The organism is Streptomyces sp. Ac-502, assembly GCF_045222935.1.
Classification (GTDB): Bacteria; Actinomycetota; Actinomycetes; order Streptomycetales; family Streptomycetaceae; genus Streptomyces; species Streptomyces monomycini.
In genome coordinates, this window is sequence record NZ_JBHFFO010000001.1 from 3,184,205 (window position 1) to 3,200,260 (window position 16,056).

A 16,056-nucleotide genomic window follows, 5' to 3' on the forward strand; every position below is an offset into this window, starting at 1 on the left:
CACCGCGCGTGTTCAGGCGGTCACGTAGCGGGCATGGGGTTCGTACGGGCGTACGGGCCGCGGCGTGACGGGGCGGACACACGGGGGACGGGGCACGGAAGCGGCTCCCGGGGCCGGTCCGGCCCGCACGGCGGCACGCCGCACGCCCGGCGGACGGACAGGCGGCGCGCGGAAACGGTTGGACGCGGGCCCCGCACACGCGGGACCGTACGGACCCGCTCGGGGGAGCGGGGAAAGGGGGAAGGCACGGTGGCCACGCCGGAGGAGGGCGACGCACCCGCGGCGCTGATGCTGAACCCTGCCGAGTGGAGCCTGTGGCAGGCGTTCCGCAACGGCAGCACTTGTGACCTGCGCACCGGCGATCCGGCCAGGGACGACCCGCACGGGCAGTTCCGGTGGGGCCCGGAGCGGCGGGTGCGCGCCCGGATCGTCGCGCTCCTGCTGCTGGAAGGACCGCCCGCACAGCCCGGACGGGTCTCCGCGCTGAAACTGGCAGGCGCGTACATCACCGACACTCTCGACCTCGCGGGCGGCACGATCAAGCCATTCGTGGAGCTGCGCGACTGCCGCTTCCAGAACGAGGTCGTGCTGCCCGAGAGCCGCTTCACCACCCTGCGGATGGTCGGCTGCGCGATCCCCCGGGTCGAGGCGGCCCGGCTGCACACCGAAGGCGACCTGCACCTGCCGCGCTGCGTCGTCCGCTCCGGCATCCGCCTGACGGACGCGCACATCGGTACGGACCTGCTGCTCAACCAGACGGTGGTGCACAAGGACCGGCAGGGCCGCTCGGTGATGGCGGACGGGCTCACCGTCGCCCAGGACCTCCAGGCCGAGATGATGGAGTCCTACGGCGAGCTGTCGCTGCGCGGCGCCACCATCGGAGTGTCGCTGAGCCTGCGCGGCAGCCGGCTGAGCAACCCGTACGGGCGGCGCGCCCTGAACGCCCCCCAGATGACGGTCGAGCGCACCCTGTACCTGACCGGCGCCGGCCTGGCCAGCTCGCCGTTCTCCAGCACCACCGCCACACCCCCGTACGGCATCGCCCACACCCCCACCCGCGGCACCCGTATGCAGCGCTTCGAGTGCGAGGGCGGGATGCGGCTGGACGACGGGCGCTTCGGCGACGCCGTCGACTTCGAACAGGCCCGCTTCATCATGGAGGCCGACCAGGAGCTGTCGCTGCGCCGCATCCAGACGCCGGAGCTGCGCTTCCTGGGCGAGCGGCCGCAGCGCGGACGGGTCATCCTCTCCGGCGCGCGGGTCGTCAACCTGGTCGACAAGGCGGCGAGCTGGCCCGGCCTCGGCGGCCTGTGGATGGCGGGCTTCAACTACGAGACGCTCATCCCGCGCGGCCACTTCCCGCTGTCCCGGCGGCTGGAGTGGGTGGCTGCCGCCACGCCGGAGTACGCGCCGGAGCCGTACGAGATGCTTGCCACCGCGCTGCGCAGCGGCGGTGAGGACTCCGACGCGCGCGAGGTGCTGCTCGCCAAGCAGCGGCGGCGGCGCGAGACGCTGCCGATGGCCGCCAAGCTGTGGGGCTTCCTCCAGGACTGGACGGTGGCGTACGGCTACCGGCCCGGGCGGGCCGCGGTGTGGATGGCGATCCTGTGGGCCCTCGGCACGGTGTACTTCGCCCAGTCCCCGCCCCCGGCCCTCAAGCCCGGCGAGGCGCCGCCCTGGAACCCGTACCTCTACTCCCTCGACCTGCTGCTGCCGGTGATCGACCTCTACCAGGGCTCGTCGTGGAAACCGGACGGCGGCTCCCAGTGGGTCGCCGCGGTGATGATCCTGGCCGGGTGGGTCCTGGCGACGACGGTCGCGGCGGGCGCGTCACGGTTGCTGCGACGGCAGTAGCCGGGGGTGCTGCGGCGGGCGGGTCACGGCAGGCGCGTCACTGCCGCTGGAGCGGGCGCGTCACGCCTGCGGCGGGCGGGCGCGGGAGCGCGTGGGGGCGCGCGGACGGGCCGGGCTCCGGAACCTGCGCGGAGCCGGTCCGGGGCCGTACGCCGCCGGAAGAGGGGCCGCTCCGCCCTTCCCCGCGCGTCCCGGATCGCGGGCCGCGAACCACTCCCGTCTCCGCAGGCTCTAGGCTTACGGGCTGTGACCTCCGTGCGCCTACCGCTCTTCCCGCTGAACTCGGTGTTGTTCCCGGGACTCGTCCTCCCGCTCAACGTCTTCGAGGCGCGGTACCGGGCGATGATGCGCGACCTCCTCGCCCTGCCCGAAGACGAACGCCGTTTCGGCGTCGTCGCGATCCGCGACGGCCGCGAGGTGGCGCCCTCCGCCCCCGGTCTGCCGGACAGCACCGCGCTGCCCGCCGACGGTCCGGGTGCCGGCTTCGGCCCCGACCCGATCAGCGCCTTCCACACCGTGGGCTGCGTGGCCGACGCGGCCACCATCCGCGAGAAGAGCGGCGCCCCCGGCTCGGCCCTCGCCCCCGACGAAGGTACCGAGGCCACGGCCGAGGCGGCGCTCTCCCCGGCGCCGGGCCCGACGCCTCCGGGTATGAGGTACTGGCCACCGGCACCACCCGCTTCACGCTGCTGTCGGTGGACGCCTCGGGCCCGTACTTGATGGGCGAGGTGGAGGAGCTGGCGGAGACCGAGGGCGAGGGCGCCGGCGCGCTGGCCTCCGGTGTCGTACGGGCCTTCCGCACCTACCAGAAGCGGCTGGCCTGGGCGAACGAGCGCACCCTCGCCGGCGGCCAGGACCTGCCCGGCGAGCCGTCGGTGCTGTCGTACCTGGTGGCGGCCGCCGCCGTGCTCGACATCCCGGCCAAGCAGCGGCTCCTGGAGGCGCCGGACGTCGCGGCCCGGCTCACGCAGGAGCTGAAACTCCTTCGCCAGGAGACCGCGGTGATCGGTAAGCTCCCGTCGCTGCCCGCGGTGGACCTGACCCGCCACCCGACCAGCCCCAACTGAGCACGCGGGCACCGCCCCGCACCCGTACCCCTACCCCTACCGACGACTTACGAGCGAGCCGAGGCGCGACGATCATGTCCAAGAAGCCGAAGCGGACCAAGCAGCCGAAGAACGGGAAGCAGCCGGCCGGCGCCGGCGGCACCCCGGCGACGGTCGCCCTCACCGAGGCGGGCGTCGACTTCACCCTCCACGCGTACGAGCACGACCCGGCCGCCGCCTCGTACGGCGAGGAGGCCGCCGAAGCGCTCGGGGTCTCCCCCGACCAGGTCTTCAAGACGCTCCTCGCCGAGGTGGACGGCGCGCTGACCGTCGCCGTCGTACCGGTCTCCGGCTCCCTCGACCTCAAGGCACTGGCCGCCGCGGCCGGCGGCAAGCGGGCCACGATGGCCGACCCGGCCGCCGCGGAACGCAGCACCGGCTACGTACGCGGCGGCATCTCCCCGCTCGGCCAGCGCAAGCGCCTGCGTACGGTGCTCGACGCGTCGGCGGCCGCGCACGGGACGGTGTGCGTGTCCGCCGGTCGCCGCGGCCTGGAGGTCGAGCTGGCCCCCGCCGATCTCCAGCAGCTCACGGAGGCGACGCTCGCGGAGATCGCGCGCGGCTGAGGGGAAGGGCCCGGCGCTGCCCGGTACGCGTGCGCCGCGAGCCAGGGTGCCTCGATGCCGGGGCATCTGGGGCTGCCGGGGCGCCTTGGAGTGCCCCGCGCGCCGTACCCCGTGCCGCGCGCGGCCGGATGTACCCCGTACGCCCCGCCCGTCACGACGCCGGGCCTTTACGCCTGCCCCGTCCTCCGCTACGACCCGTGGAGGAGGTACGCCCATGTCGAAGAAGACCCGTAAGCGGAAGTGGCGCATCAAGAAGGGCAAGGCCAACCACGGGCGCCGGCCCGCCTGAGAGAGCGGACGGACCCGACGCGCGGTGCGACCCCGTCAGCCGTCAGCTGTCCGAAGGCGGCGGGGTCTGCGGGCTCTGCTGCCCTCCGGGGTACCACTCCGGCTGCGGCGGCTCCGGGTCGCGGGGGCCGAAGAGTCCGGTCAGCAGCAGATGCGCGATCATGGCGCCGGCCGGCCAGGCGATCAGCGCGCCCTTGGCCTGGAGGCGCAGCGGCGCGTCGAACGGGACGCCCTTGCCGGCCTCCTTCGCGAGTTCCGCCAGGTCCGACGTCGGGCCCAGCCAGATGCCGAACCGCCAGGCCACCACGGAGCCGAGCAGTCCGCCCACCACCAGCGCCACCACCAGCGGGATGCCCCCGCCCCGGCGGAAGAGGAACGCGCCCGCCGCGCACACCACGCCGAAGCCGAGGGCCAGCAGGATGAACGTGCCGTCCCCGCCGATGGCCTCCTCGCCCTCGATGTTCTTGAGGTAGACGTTGCCGCTGCCGTCCGCGATCAGCGGGACGTGCGGCGCCAGCCACGCCCACAGGGCGCCCAGCAGTACGCCGAACACCGTCACCACGAGCGCGATCAGCGCGGCCTCCAGCAGTTCACGGCGGAACTCGGCCCGGTCCTGCACGGCGGACCCCCGGAGGTCGGATGGCCGGACGTCGCCCCGGACGCACCGGCCCAGGGGTTGTACGTCTGCTCGGTCGCCCGGTTGTCGTGCGGCTGGTTCTCGTGCGGCTGCGGCGTCTGCGGTGCGGTCACCCTGTCATCGTGCCAGGTGGATGCGGTGCCGCTGTCGGCAGGACGGCTGCGCGGCCGGTTCCGGCCGGTCTGCCCGGCACCGTCGGCGGGACCGCCGGAGGCCCCGCGCCCCACCGGGCCGTCCGCCGGGTCCGTCACCGTACGGCCGCCCGGCGGTACGCCCACGTCGCCACGGCCAGTGACAGCACGCCGACCGCCGCACAGATCCCCAGGTCCACGAGGACCGCCAGCCAGTCGGGACGGGCATCGAACCCGCGCGCCAGGGCCTCGACCCCGTACGTCGACGGCAGCAGGTCCCGTGCGTACGAGATCGGCACGGGCAGCCGGGCGGCCGGCAGCACACCCAGCAGCAGGGCCGCCGACATGCCCAACTGGCCGCAGAGTGTGGCCAGTTCCGGTCGCGGCGCGAGCAGTCCCAGTGCCGCGCCGAGCCCGGCGAGGGCCGCTCCGGCCAGCGGGATCACCGCGATCAGCACCCAGAGGTTGGTCATCGGCAGCTGGAACAGCAGACAGCCGGTCACGGCCGTGACCACGGTCCCCGGCGCGGTGAACGAGGCGTACGCGGCGGCCGCGCCGAGCACCACGGCGGCGGGCGGCACCGGCAGCGTGGCGTAGTGGTCGAGTCCGCCGCTGGCACGCAGCTGCCCGAAGTACTGGGCCAGCAGGTTCAGCGCCACGAACGCCACGACCAGCACGCTGGAGCCGGCGACGACGGCCCGCGCGGCGTCGCCGCCGTCGACCACACCGCGCATCAGGACCATGATCCCGACGGACTGGAAGGTGGCCACGAACAGCAGCGGGATCCGGGCGACCCGGGCCCGGGACAGCTGGGCCCGGTACACGGCGGCGAGCGCGGGCAGCAGACGGGCGGCGGGCGCCAGGGGCGCGGCGGACGGGGTGTCCGGGTCCGGGGGCGGCGCGACAGCGCTCTCCGGTCCGGCGGCAGGCCCGGAAGCGCTCTCCGGCCCAGCCGCGGCCGGTGCCGCCGTCCGTGCCCGCGTCCCCGTCTCCGCCGTCGTCTCCGTCTCCGCCGTCGTCTCCGCCTGCTCCGCCGCCTTCGCCTGCGCCTCCGCGGGAACCACGCTCACGCCTTCACCAAGCCTTCCTCCGTACGGCCCCCCAGCGCGAGATACACATCTTCCAGGCTCGGCGTCGCGAGCGTGAAGTCGTCCAGCGCGGCGAAGGCCGGGCCGGCCGTCACGGCGGCCACCGCCTCCCGCGCCCGGTCCGGGGCCAGCCGCAGGGTCCAGCGCCGTCCGTTGGTCCGTGCGGTCTCGCCCAGGGCGGCCACCTCGGGCACGTCCAGCGGCGCCCGCTCCCGCCACACCAGCTCCAGCCGGACCTCTTCGCCCACCAGGTCCTTCAGCCCGCCGGGCGTGTCGCAGGCGATGACCTTGCCCCGGTCGATCACCGCGACCCGGTCCAGGACGCTCTCCGCCTCGATGACGTTGTGGGTGACGAGCAGCACGGTGGCGCCGCGTTCCGCCCGGCGCCGGTCCACGGCGGCCCAGACGGCGCGGCGCGCCACCGGGTCCATGCCGGTGGTCGGCTCGTCCAGGACCAGCAGCGGCCGCTCGCCGACCAGGACGGCGGCGAAGCACGCGAGGCGGCGCTGGCCCCCGGAGAGCCGCTTGAGGGGGCGCCCGGCGATGTCGCCGAGCCCCAGTTCCTCCACGACGGCGTCGCGCTCGGCGCGGGCCTCCCGGGCCGGCAGGCCACGCAGCCGGCCGGTGGTCTCCACGGCGAGGGCGACCGTCATCTCGTCCAGGGCGCTGGACTCCTGGCCCAGGTAGCCGAGCAGACGGGCGGCGCGCTCCGGGTGGCGGACGAGGTCGTGGCCCAGCACGGTGACACTGCCGGAGTCGGGGCGCAGCAGCCCGGTGAGCTGCCGGACCAGCGTCGACTTGCCGGCTCCGTTCGGCCCGAGCAGCCCGAAGATCTCCCCTGGCGCACGTCCAAGCTGATCCCGTCACTGGCCCGTACGGCCGGCGCCCCCACCGCTCCCCGCCGCCCGCGTACCGCGGGGTACGTCTTGACCAGGTCGCGCACGGCACACACCGGCTCGCCGCACTCCACCCGCTTCGCACCCATCCTCACGAGCAACGAGCGTACGCGCTGCCGAGGCCACGGCTGTCCGCACCCCCTGCGCGCGGCGGCCGCACCGCCCCGGCCGACCCGGCGCTCAGCGGCGCACCACCTCCCGCCGGGCGGTGGCTGCCGCGCCCGCCGAGAGGGCCCGAGCACCGCCACCGGGCGAGGCGCCCACCCGGGTGACCGGCGCCCGCCCCACCGGCCGGGACCGGGCGACGCGCGGTGGCTCCCGTACCCGGGACGCCCCCGCCGGGCCCCTACTCCCCCGCCGACACGTGCGACGCCGCCGTCCGAAGGTCGACTTCGCGCCAGAATCCGGCGCGAATCGCATAGCGGTCGTGCTCGTCGATCTGGTCGTCCTTGTGGGCGAGCAGGCCGAAGCGGGCGGCATAGCGGAGAAGTTCGCCGTCGATGCGGTGCGGGATGCGGGGGTACTCCGTGGAGATCTGCTGGAGATGGGCCGTGTCGGAGAGCCGTTCCGTCCAGCGGCGGGCGAAGACCTGGCCCACTTCGAACGGGTCGCCGCTGACGGCCGTGATGTCCTCCTCCCGGTCGGCCCAGCGCTGCTCGGCGCTGGTGAGCTGGGCGAGGGTCGGGAGCGAGGCGGTTTCGGGCGGTTCTCCCACCGGGCCGCCGCGCTCGACCCAGCCCTTGTCCGAGGACCAGCGCAGCGTCGCGCTCGGCACGGGCGCCGGGGCCGCGGCGGACCCGCCCGGTCCGGCGCCGGGACCGCGGTTCAGGTCGGCGAGGTCCTTCGGGGTGGGGACCGGTGTGCCCCTGCCGCCCGCCGCGCCGCCTTCGCCGTCCCGTTCGGCGGCGGTCCCCGGCCGGTCGCAGGGGCCCGTGGGGCCGGTCCGCTCCGCGGGCGCGGGTGTCGGGCGCGCCGTTCCGTTCGCGCCGTTGCGCTCACGGGCGGCGGCCCGCTCGGCGTCGTGTGCGGCGGAGGCCGCGGCCGCGGCGGCCGCGACGGCGGACTCGGGCAGCGGCGCCGAGAGGATGGCGGCGATCTCGGGCCGCGGTACGGGCGGCGGCGCGCAGGGGCCGCCGAGCTCCTTCAGCCGTACCGCGCGGGTGATCCACGCGCGGTCGAGCACCCGCCGCTCGTCCGCCTCGGCGACGAGGTCCTCCGACTGGTTGTAGTCACCGTCGGCGGCCTGCACCGCCCACAGGTGCACGGCGACGCCGTGCTCCTTGGCCGACATCAGGCCGGGCAGCAGGTCGCCGTCGCCAGTGACCAGGACGATGTCGGAGCAGGCGCGGTTACGGGCCAGTTCGGTCAACTCCGCGTGCATCGCGGCGTCGACCCCCTTCTGCGCCCAGCGGCCGTCGCTGCGGGTCAGCGCGCCGAGCCGGACGGTGACCCGGGGCATGACGCGCAGCCGCCGGTGCTCGGGCTGCGGCACGCGGTCGGGCGCGCCGTCGAACCAGTAGATGCGCAGCAGCGGCCGCTCGGTGTCGGCTTCGGCGCGCTGGCGCAGGCCCTGGATGAGGGCGGCGTGATCTACGGTGATCCGGGACCGGGTGGGTTCTCCGGCGAGCAGGCTCGCGGCGGCGCCCAGCAAGTATCCGGCGTCCACCAGGACGACGCAGCGATCCACGTTCCACCCTCTTCCCTGAGGTGCTGAAGTCGGACGCCCCCGGCTCGGCCTGTGGCACGAGGTTTTCTCCCGCTTTACCTTCGAGTCTGCCCGACCGTACGGGGGTTAACTGCCCGAACTCGATCATCGGCGTGGCGGATTCGGCATCCAGGGCGAACACCGCACACGACACGGTGCATTACGCACGGTAATTGCCCGAAATGCGCGCATCAATGGCCCGTGTAAGCCTGGTCACGGCCCCGATCCCAGGATCCCCCTCAGGAGGCACGGTCATGGCCAAGAACAAGAATCGCGACCGTAATCAGCAGCAGAAGGGCGCTCAGACCACCGAGCGCAACCGGCAGGACGCCGAGCGGTCGGCGATGGAGGCCCAGACGTCGGCCCAGCCCGTGGACGCGACCCCGCGCGACGTTGCCCGTAAGCACGAGCGCCGTTTTGGTCACAACTGACCTTCGCCGTACAGCAGTAGAGGGGCGCACCCGTGTGGGGTGCGCCCCTCTTGCGCGCTGTGCGCCGTCTGCGCTCCGGCGGCCTTCCGGATTCAGTCCGTGAAGCCGTGCCGTTCGTGGGCCGCCGCGAAGTAGCGGGGCTGCGTCAGGTCGGACGCCTTGGCCCGGGGTCCCGGCCGGCCGCCGTTGACGATGTCGTAGGCGGCCTGGACGTGCCGTACCCGGTCGGTCATGCCCAGGCCCGGGAAGTAGGCGGCCAGGCCGCGGCGGGCCTGTAGGGGCGAGAGGTGGGCGTCCCTGAGAAGAAAAACGGCCTTGCTGATCACTGCTGCGTTCATCGGCGAAACCATCCCTCACGCGAATGTTCGTTCCTGCCGGGAACGCTACTCGCGTAGATGTCCGGTTTACGCCATGACTTCGCACCGGTTGGGCAAATGAGTTTCGCGGTTGTACAAAGTCGCACGCTCGCGAAAGCGCGGTGCCCGGAGCCGGAGCCCCGGGCACCGCGCACGGCTCAGCCCGCCAGGCAGGACGGTCCCAGCAGCACCTTCAGGTCGCCGAAGAGCGACGGGTCCGGTGTCACCCGGTGCCGGTCCAGCCGGAGCACCGTCGTCTTGCGCGTCCCCTGGAGCTTGATCCGCACCTCGGTCGATCCGCGGTGGCTGGTGAGGACCTCGCCCAGCTTCTCCACCAGCGGCGGAGTGACCTTGACCGTGGGGATCGTGATCGTCACGGGGGCGTTGGCGCCGGCCTCCGAGAGGTCGGGGACCATCATCTCCATGGCGACCAGCCGCGGGATGTCCTCGCGCTTGTCCAGGCGCCCCTTGACGAAGACGACGGTGTCCTCGACGAGTTGGGTGGAGACCAGCTGGTAGGTGGCCGGGAAGAACATGCACTCGATGGAACCGGCCAGGTCCTCGACGGTGGCGATGGCCCAGGCGTTGCCCTGCTTGGTCATCTTGCGCTGGAGGCCGGAGATGATGCCGCCGATGGTGACGATCGAGCCGTCCGAATAGTCACCGCCGGTCAGCTGGGAGATCGCCGCGTCCGCCTTGTCGGACAGCACGTGCTCCAGGCCGAACAGGGGGTGGTCGGAGACGTACAGCCCGAGCATCTCGCGTTCCTGGGCGAGCAGGTACGTCTTGTCCCACTCGATGTCCGAGAACTCGATGTCCAGGCCGAAGCCGGGGCCGTCGTCGGCGGTGTCGTCGCCCATCCCGCCGAAGAGGTCGAACTGTCCCTCGGCCTCCTTGCGCTTGACCTGCACCACGTTGTCGATCATGGGTTCGTAGTGCGCGGTCAGGCCCTTGCGGGTGTGCCCCATCTCGTCGAAGGCGCCCGCCTTGATCAGGGACTCGGTGGTGCGCTTGTTGCACACGACCGCCTCGACCTTGTCGAGGTAGTCGGGGAAGGAGGTGTACTTCCCCTTGGCCTTGCGGCAGCGGATGATCGAGTCCACCACGTTCTGGCCGACGTTGCGGACGGCGGTCAGGCCGAAGAGGATCACGTCGTCGCCCTGGGCGGCGAAGTTCGCCAGCGACTCGTTCACGTTCGGCGGGAGCACCTTGATGCCCATCCGGCGGCACTCGTTCAGGTAGACCGCCGACTTGTCCTTGTCGTCGCGCACCGAGGTGAGCAGCGCGGACATGTACTCCGCCGGGTAGTTCGCCTTGAGGTAGGCGGTCCAGTACGTGACGAGCCCGTAGGCGGAGGAGTGCGCCTTGTTGAACGCGTAGCCGGCGAACGGGACCAGGACGTCCCACAGGGCCTGGATCGCCTCGTCGCTGAAGCCGTTCTTCCGGGCACCGGCCTGGAAGAGGACGAAGTTCTTCTCCAGCTCCTCGGGCTTCTTCTTGCCCATCACGCGGCGCAGGACGTCGGCCTCGCCGAGGAGTACCCGGCGACGATCTGGGCGGCCTTCTGGACCTGCTCCTGGTAGACGATCAGGCCGTAGGTCAGGCCCAGGACCTCCTTGAGCGGCTCCTCCAGCTCCTTGTGGATCGGCGTGATCTCCTGGCGGCCGTTCTTGCGCTCCGCGTAGTTGATGTGCGAGTTCATGCCCATCGGACCCGGTCGGTACAGGGCCGACACGGCGGAAATGTCCTCGAAGTTGTCGGGCTGCATCTGGCGCAGCAGCGAACGCATCGGGCCGCCGTCGAACTGGAAGACGCCGAGGGTGTCTCCGCGGCAGAGCAGCTCATAGGTCTTGGGGTCGTCCAGCGGGAGCTCCAGGAGCTCCAGCTTCTTGCCCTTGTTCGCCTCCACCATCTTGACGGCGTCGTCCATGATGGTGAGGTTGCGCAGGCCCAGGAAGTCCATCTTCAGCAGGCCGAGCGACTCGCACTGCGGGTAGTCCCACTGCGTGATGGTCACGCCGTCGGTGTGCCGCGTCCACAGCGGGGCGTGGTCGACGATCGGCTCGCTGGACATGATCACGCCGGCCGCGTGCACGCCCATCTGCCGGACCAGGCCCTCCACACCCTTGGCGGTGTCGATGACCTTCTTCACGTCCGGCTCGTTCTCGTACATCCCCCGGATCTCGCCGGCCTCGCTGTAGCGCGGGTGCTGGGGATCGGTGATGCCGGAGAGGTCGATGCCCTTGCCGAGGACGTCGGCGGGCATGGCCTTGGTGAGCCGGTCGCCCATGGCGTACGGGTAGCCCAGCACACGGGCCGAGTCCTTGATCGCGTTCTTGGCCTTGATCTTGCCGTACGTACCGATCATGGCGACCTTGTCGGCGCCGTACTTCTCCGTGACGTACCGGATCACCTCGACGCGCCGGCGCTCGTCGAAGTCGATGTCGACATCGGGCATGGAGACGCGCTCGGGGTTGAGGAACCGCTCGAAGATCAGTCCGTGGGTGATCGGGTCGAGGTCGGTGATGCCCATGGCGTACGCGACGATCGAGCCGGCCGCGGAACCTCGGCCCGGGCCCACCGCGATGCCGTTGTTCTTCGCCCACATGATGAAGTCCGCGACCACGAGGAAGTACCCCGGGAACCCCATCTGCAGGATGATGTCCATCTCGTACTCGGCCTGCCGCTGCCGGTCCTCGGGGACCCCGTCGGGGTAGCGGCGGGCCATGCCGCGCCGCACCTCCTCCTTGAACCAGGTGACCTCGGTGTAGCCCTCCGGGATGTCGAACTTCGGCATCAGGTCGCGCTTCTCGAACATGCCGGTGGTGTCGATCTGCTCGGCGACCAGGAGGGTGTTGCGGCAGCCCTCCTGCCAGGCGTCCGAGGAGTCGATGGCGTACATCTCGTCCGTGGACTTCAGGTAGTAGCCGGTGCCGTCGAACCGGAAGCGGTCGGGGTCCGAGAGGTTCTTGCCGGTCTGGATACACAGCAGGGCGTCGTGGGCGCTCGCCTCGTGCGCGTAGGTGTAGTGCGAGTCGTTGGTGACCAGCGGCGGGATGCCGAGCTTCTTGCCGATCTCCAGCAGGCCGTCGCGGACCCGGCGCTCGATCTCGATGCCGTGGTCCATCAGCTCCAGGAAATAGCGGTCCTTGCCGAAGATGTCCTGGTACTCGGAGGCGGCCTTCAGGGCCTCGTCGAACTGGCCGAGGCGCAGCCGGGTCTGCAGCTCACCGGAGGGACAGCCGGTGGAGGCGATCAGCCCCTCGGACCACTGGGAGATCGTCTCCTTGTCCATCCGGGGCCACTTCTGGAGCCAGCCCTCCTTGTACGCGTCGGAGGAGAGCTTGAAGAGGTTGTGCAGGCCGGTGCTGTTCGCCGCCCAGATCGTCTTGTGGGTGTAACCACCGGAACCGGAGACGTCGTCGCGCTTCTGGTGCGGCTGGCCCCACTGGATCTTGCGCTTGGTGCGCCGCGACTCGGGCGCCACGTACGCCTCGATACCGATGATCGGCGTGACGCCGGCCTTCTGGGCGGAGTGGAAGAAGTCGTAGGCGCCGTGGAGGTTGCCGTGGTCGGACATGGCGATGTGGGTCATCCCCATCTCGTTGCACGCCTCGAACATGTCCTTCAGCCGCGCGGCGCCGTCCAGCAGCGAGTACTGGGTGTGCACGTGCAGGTGCGTGAAGGGCGGCTTGGCCACGGCGGAAGACCTCCGGAGACTGGGTACTGCGGGCACGCCGGCGCCTCGGCCGAGGGGGCCGGGCCGCGGCGGCGGGAACGGGGACGGTTGTGAAGTCTACGACCCCCGACCGACAACCTGACGGGGACGGCGGCCCGGCCGGGGCCGGGCGACGGGCGGAGAGCGGACCCCGGCGCGCAGCGCCTCCACGAGGGGCGACGGGCGGGCACTCGTGAGTAGCCTCGGCCGTTGGAAGAGGCGGCACAACCGTCTGCAGCACCTGCCTCAGGAGGCACCCGCGATGTCGTCCCAGCTCGTCCCGGCGCCGGACGCCGCTCAGCGCGGCGAGGAGATCCTCGCCGTCTTCGACACCGCCTTCGGCCAGCTGCTCGCCGCCGACCCGGCGGCCTTCCGCGTCAAATTCCGGAAGATGGCCGCCTCCGCCTTCGCCTTCTACCGGGGCACGGCCTGCCTCTTCTACCACGACCTCCACACCCGGGACGGCGGCCCGGGCAGCGGTCCGTACGAGGACGAGCGCACGGGCCAGGTGTGGATCCACGGCGATCTGCACGCCGAGAACTTCGGCACGTACATGGACGCCACCGGCCGGCTGATCTTCAACGTCAACGACTTCGACGAGGCGTACGTCGGCCCCTTCACCTGGGACCTCAAGCGCTTCGCCGCCTCCGTCGCCCTGATCGGCTACGCGAAGGCGCTGAGCGACGAGCAGATCAGCGAGCTGGTGGGGATCTACGCCACCGCCTACCGCGAGCGCATCCACGCCCTGGCCACCGGCGCCAAGGACGACGACGTGCCGCCGTTCACCCTGGACACGGCCGAGGGGCCGCTGCTGGGCGCGCTGCGGATGGCCCGCTCGCTGACCCGCTTCGGCCTGCTGGACTCGATGACCGAGATCCGCGACTTCGAGCGCCGCTTCACCGCGGGCGGCGGCACGGTCGAGCTGGACGCCGCGACCCGCTACAAGGTCCTGGCGGCCTTCGACGGCTATCTGGAGACGCTGCCCGAGTCCAGCCTGACTCGCCCGGACTCCTACCGCGTCAAGGACGTGGTGGGCCGCCGCGGCATCGGCATCGGGTCGGCGGGCCTGCCCTCGTACAACATCCTGCTGGAGGGCAACAGCGACGCGCTGGAGAACGACGTCGTGATCTACATGAAGCAGGCGCAGACCCCGGCGGTCTCCCGGCACATCACCGACCCGCGGGTGCGCGGCTACTTCCAGCACGAAGGGCACCGCACGGTGATCTCGCAGCGGGCCCTCCAGGACCACGCCGACCCGTGGCTGGGCTGGACCGAGCTGGACGGCGCCGGCCAGCTGGTGGCCGAGATCTCCCCGTACGCGGTCGATCTGGACTGGTCGGACATCGACGACCTGGCGGAGATCGCGGCGGTCGTCGCGGACCTGGGCCGGGCGACCGCGACGATGCACGCCGCGGCGGACGACGAGAGCGGCCACTCCCTGGTGCCGTTCTCCACCGAGCGCGCCATCGACGCGGCCATCGCCGCCGACGAGGACGGTTTTGGCCGGCTGCTGGTGGACTTCGCGCACGCGTACGGCGCCCGGGCCCGCGCCGATCACCAGACGTTCGTGGATCTCTTCCGCAACGGCCGCATTCCCGGCCTGTGAGCCGCGCCACCGGGTGAGAGGGCGCACAGGCGACGAGTTCACGCCTCTTAGTGCCCGCTTACACCGGACCATGGCAGACTCGCTGCAATGGACATCTCGGCGGCACACCTGCGGGCACTGCGCGCAGCGCTCTTCACGGCGCTGTGCGTGACGCTGTCCGCCGCGGGTCATGTGCTGCTGTCCCGGATGCCGCTGCCGTTGACCACCGTCGCCGCCCTGTCGGCCGCCGTCTTCGCCGTCGCGTACGCGCTGGCCGGCCGGGAGCGCGGCTACTGGCGCATCGCCGCCCTGCTCGTACCGCTGGAGCTGGCCGCCGACACGGTCTTCAGCGCCGGCCAGCACACCTGTTACGGGCGGGCCGGCGGCCCGGTCACCGGGCCGCTGCGGTCCCTGGGCGTGGATCTGCTGTGCGGCGGCGGTGACGTGGGCACGCCCCTGGCGCACCTGTCGCCGCAGGACCGGACCCCTGCCGCGACCTGGCTGCTGCTGCTCGCCGTGCACGTCGCCGTCGGGCTGCTCGCGGCGGCCTGGCTGCGGCGGGGCGAGGCGGCGCTGGCCCAGCTGCTGGGGGCGGTGACGGCGTTCGCGTTCCGGCCGCTGCTGCTGGCGGTGGCGGTCGTCCGGGCGCTGCCCGTGCCGCACCGCCGGGCCGCCCGTACCGCGCGTACGGAGCCGGCCCCGCGGGCCGTCCCGCTGCTCGTGCACTGCGTCGTACGGCGTGGACCGCCCTGTTCCCTCGCCGCGTAGCCTTCGGGCCGCGGCCTCTGGACAGGCACCCGTTCACACCTTTCCCAGGAGCAGGACAGTCATGAGCAACCGCAACAGCCAGGCCAACAAGCAGGCAGCCCGCGAGCGGCTGCGCGTCGAGCGCGAGCGGCAGAAGAAGAAGGAGAAGATCCGCCGGCAGCTGACCGTCGGCGGTTCGATCGTCGCCGTGCTGGCCGTCGCGGGCGGCATCGGCGTCGCCGTGGCCAACTCGGGCGGCGGCGACTCCGGCGGCGGCTCCGCCAAGTGGTCCGACGCGGCGAGCGCCAAGCTGGTCCAGCCGGCCAACACCTCCGGCAAGAACGGCACGGAGATCATCGTCGGCAAGAAGGACGCCAAGCACACGCTGTCGCTCTTCGAGGACGCCCGCTGCCCGGGCTGCGCGGGCTTCGAGCAGAACGTCGGCGAGACGATCCAGAAGGACCTCAAGGACGGCAAGTACAAGGCCTCCATCCACCTCGGCACCTTCCTGGACAACAACCTCCAGGGCACCGGCTCCAAGAACGCGCTCAGCGCGATGGGCGCCGCGCTCAACGTGAGCCCGGACGCGTTCCTGAAGTACAAGGAGGCGCTGTTCTCGAAGGAGTTCCACCCCGACGAGCGGCAGGACAAGTTCGCCGACAACGACTATCTGCTCAAGATCGCCGACACGGTGCCCGCCCTGAAGGGCAACGCCACGTTCCAGGACGCGGTGAAGGCCGGTACGTACAACCGCTGGGCGATGGAGATGTCCGAGGCCTTCAACGGCTTCAAGGACGTCAAGAGCACCCCGACGGTGAAGATGGACGACACGGTGCTGGGCACCGACTCCGCGAACGGCAAGGTCGCCCCGTCCACGCCGGACGCGTTCAACGCCGATGTCGACAAGGCGATGAAGGGCTGACCCGCCGCCCTTCGCGGAGCCCCGGG

Annotated in this window: 10 protein-coding genes and 3 pseudogenes; 7 read left to right on the forward strand and 6 right to left on the reverse strand. The window is 72.1% G+C overall.

What is annotated here, in order from left to right; all coding sequences use genetic code 11:
• Positions 1-288 precede the first annotated feature (288 nt).
• The 3 genes and pseudogenes from ACEXOX_RS14335 to ybaK all read left to right on the forward strand — a co-directional run bounded on the left by ACEXOX_RS14335 (position 289) and on the right by ybaK (position 3,526).
• Positions 289-1,854, forward strand: coding sequence for an oxidoreductase (locus ACEXOX_RS14335; protein ID WP_275128459.1), 1,566 nt, complete (start codon positions 289-291; stop codon positions 1,852-1,854).
• 246 nt (positions 1,855-2,100) lie between these two features.
• Positions 2,101-2,921 (forward strand): annotated as a pseudogene (locus ACEXOX_RS14340) (LON peptidase substrate-binding domain-containing protein).
• Between the two features lie 74 nt (positions 2,922-2,995).
• Complete coding sequence (gene ybaK, locus ACEXOX_RS14345) at positions 2,996-3,526, forward strand: Cys-tRNA(Pro) deacylase (RefSeq protein ID WP_406520977.1); 531 nt, start codon at positions 2,996-2,998, stop codon at positions 3,524-3,526.
• 331 nt (positions 3,527-3,857) lie between these two features.
• Here the strand turns inward: ybaK and ACEXOX_RS14350 are convergent, their stop codons facing one another.
• The 4 genes and pseudogenes from ACEXOX_RS14350 to ACEXOX_RS14365 all read right to left on the reverse strand — a co-directional run bounded on the left by ACEXOX_RS14350 (position 3,858) and on the right by ACEXOX_RS14365 (position 8,253).
• A complete protein-coding gene (locus tag ACEXOX_RS14350; RefSeq protein ID WP_406520979.1) occupies positions 3,858-4,433 on the reverse strand; it encodes a DUF2567 domain-containing protein in 576 nt (191 codons plus the stop codon).
• A 265-nt stretch (positions 4,434-4,698) separates the two neighbouring features.
• Entirely contained in the window at positions 4,699-5,652 is a 954-nt protein-coding gene (locus ACEXOX_RS14355) for an ABC transporter permease (protein WP_406520981.1), read from the reverse strand.
• Positions 5,649-6,655, reverse strand: a pseudogene (locus ACEXOX_RS14360) (ABC transporter ATP-binding protein). Before ACEXOX_RS14360 ends, ACEXOX_RS14355 begins: the two are co-directional and overlap by 4 nt.
• A 257-nt stretch (positions 6,656-6,912) precedes the next feature.
• A complete protein-coding gene (locus tag ACEXOX_RS14365) occupies positions 6,913-8,253 on the reverse strand; it encodes an NYN domain-containing protein (RefSeq protein WP_406520983.1) in 1,341 nt (446 codons plus the stop codon).
• Between the two features lie 272 nt (positions 8,254-8,525).
• Here ACEXOX_RS14365 and ACEXOX_RS14370 point away from each other — a divergent pair, with 272 nt between their 5' ends.
• Entirely contained in the window at positions 8,526-8,702 is a 177-nt protein-coding gene (locus ACEXOX_RS14370) for a hypothetical protein (protein WP_406520985.1), read from the forward strand.
• Positions 8,703-8,794: 92 nt separating this feature from the next.
• Here ACEXOX_RS14370 and ACEXOX_RS14375 read toward each other — a convergent pair whose 3' ends face one another.
• Both ACEXOX_RS14375 and dnaE read right to left on the reverse strand, forming a co-directional pair.
• On the reverse strand, positions 8,795-9,040 hold the full coding sequence (locus tag ACEXOX_RS14375) for a hypothetical protein (RefSeq protein ID WP_406520987.1): 246 nt from the start codon (positions 9,038-9,040) through the stop codon (positions 8,795-8,797).
• 176 nt (positions 9,041-9,216) lie between these two features.
• A pseudogene (dnaE, locus tag ACEXOX_RS14380) lies at positions 9,217-12,758 on the reverse strand (DNA polymerase III subunit alpha).
• A gap of 280 nt (positions 12,759-13,038) precedes the next feature.
• On the opposite strand from dnaE, the gene ACEXOX_RS14385 reads away from it, so the two are divergent.
• The 3 genes from ACEXOX_RS14385 (at position 13,039) to ACEXOX_RS14395 (ending at position 16,030) form a co-directional block, all read left to right on the forward strand.
• On the forward strand, positions 13,039-14,382 hold the full coding sequence (locus ACEXOX_RS14385; protein WP_406520989.1) for a DUF2252 domain-containing protein: 1,344 nt from the start codon (positions 13,039-13,041) through the stop codon (positions 14,380-14,382).
• A gap of 87 nt (positions 14,383-14,469) precedes the next feature.
• The gene (locus ACEXOX_RS14390; protein ID WP_406520990.1) at positions 14,470-15,129 is read left to right on the forward strand and encodes a hypothetical protein; all 660 of its coding nucleotides are present in this window, start codon (positions 14,470-14,472) and stop codon (positions 15,127-15,129) included.
• A 61-nt stretch (positions 15,130-15,190) separates the two neighbouring features.
• Positions 15,191-16,030, forward strand: a complete 840-nt coding sequence (locus tag ACEXOX_RS14395) for a thioredoxin domain-containing protein (protein WP_406520992.1) — start codon at positions 15,191-15,193, stop codon at positions 16,028-16,030.
• The last annotated feature ends 26 nt before the right edge of the window (positions 16,031-16,056 follow it).

Excerpts from the sequence above, each read along its gene's own strand:
- ACEXOX_RS14385 (WP_406520989.1), top strand. The coding sequence starts at position 13,039 with ATGTCGTCCCAGCTCGTCCCGGCGCCGGACGCCGCTCAGCGCGGCGAG.
- ACEXOX_RS14370 (WP_406520985.1), top strand. The coding sequence starts at position 8,526 with ATGGCCAAGAACAAGAATCGCGACCGTAATCAGCAGCAGAAGGGCGCT.
- ACEXOX_RS14395 (WP_406520992.1), top strand. The coding sequence starts at position 15,191 with ATGAGCAACCGCAACAGCCAGGCCAACAAGCAGGCAGCCCGCGAGCGG.
- ACEXOX_RS14375 (WP_406520987.1), bottom strand. The coding sequence starts at position 9,040 with ATGAACGCAGCAGTGATCAGCAAGGCCGTTTTTCTTCTCAGGGACGCC.
- ACEXOX_RS14390 (WP_406520990.1), top strand. The coding sequence starts at position 14,470 with ATGGACATCTCGGCGGCACACCTGCGGGCACTGCGCGCAGCGCTCTTC.
- ybaK (WP_406520977.1), top strand. The coding sequence starts at position 2,996 with ATGTCCAAGAAGCCGAAGCGGACCAAGCAGCCGAAGAACGGGAAGCAG.
- ACEXOX_RS14335 (WP_275128459.1), top strand. The coding sequence starts at position 289 with ATGCTGAACCCTGCCGAGTGGAGCCTGTGGCAGGCGTTCCGCAACGGC.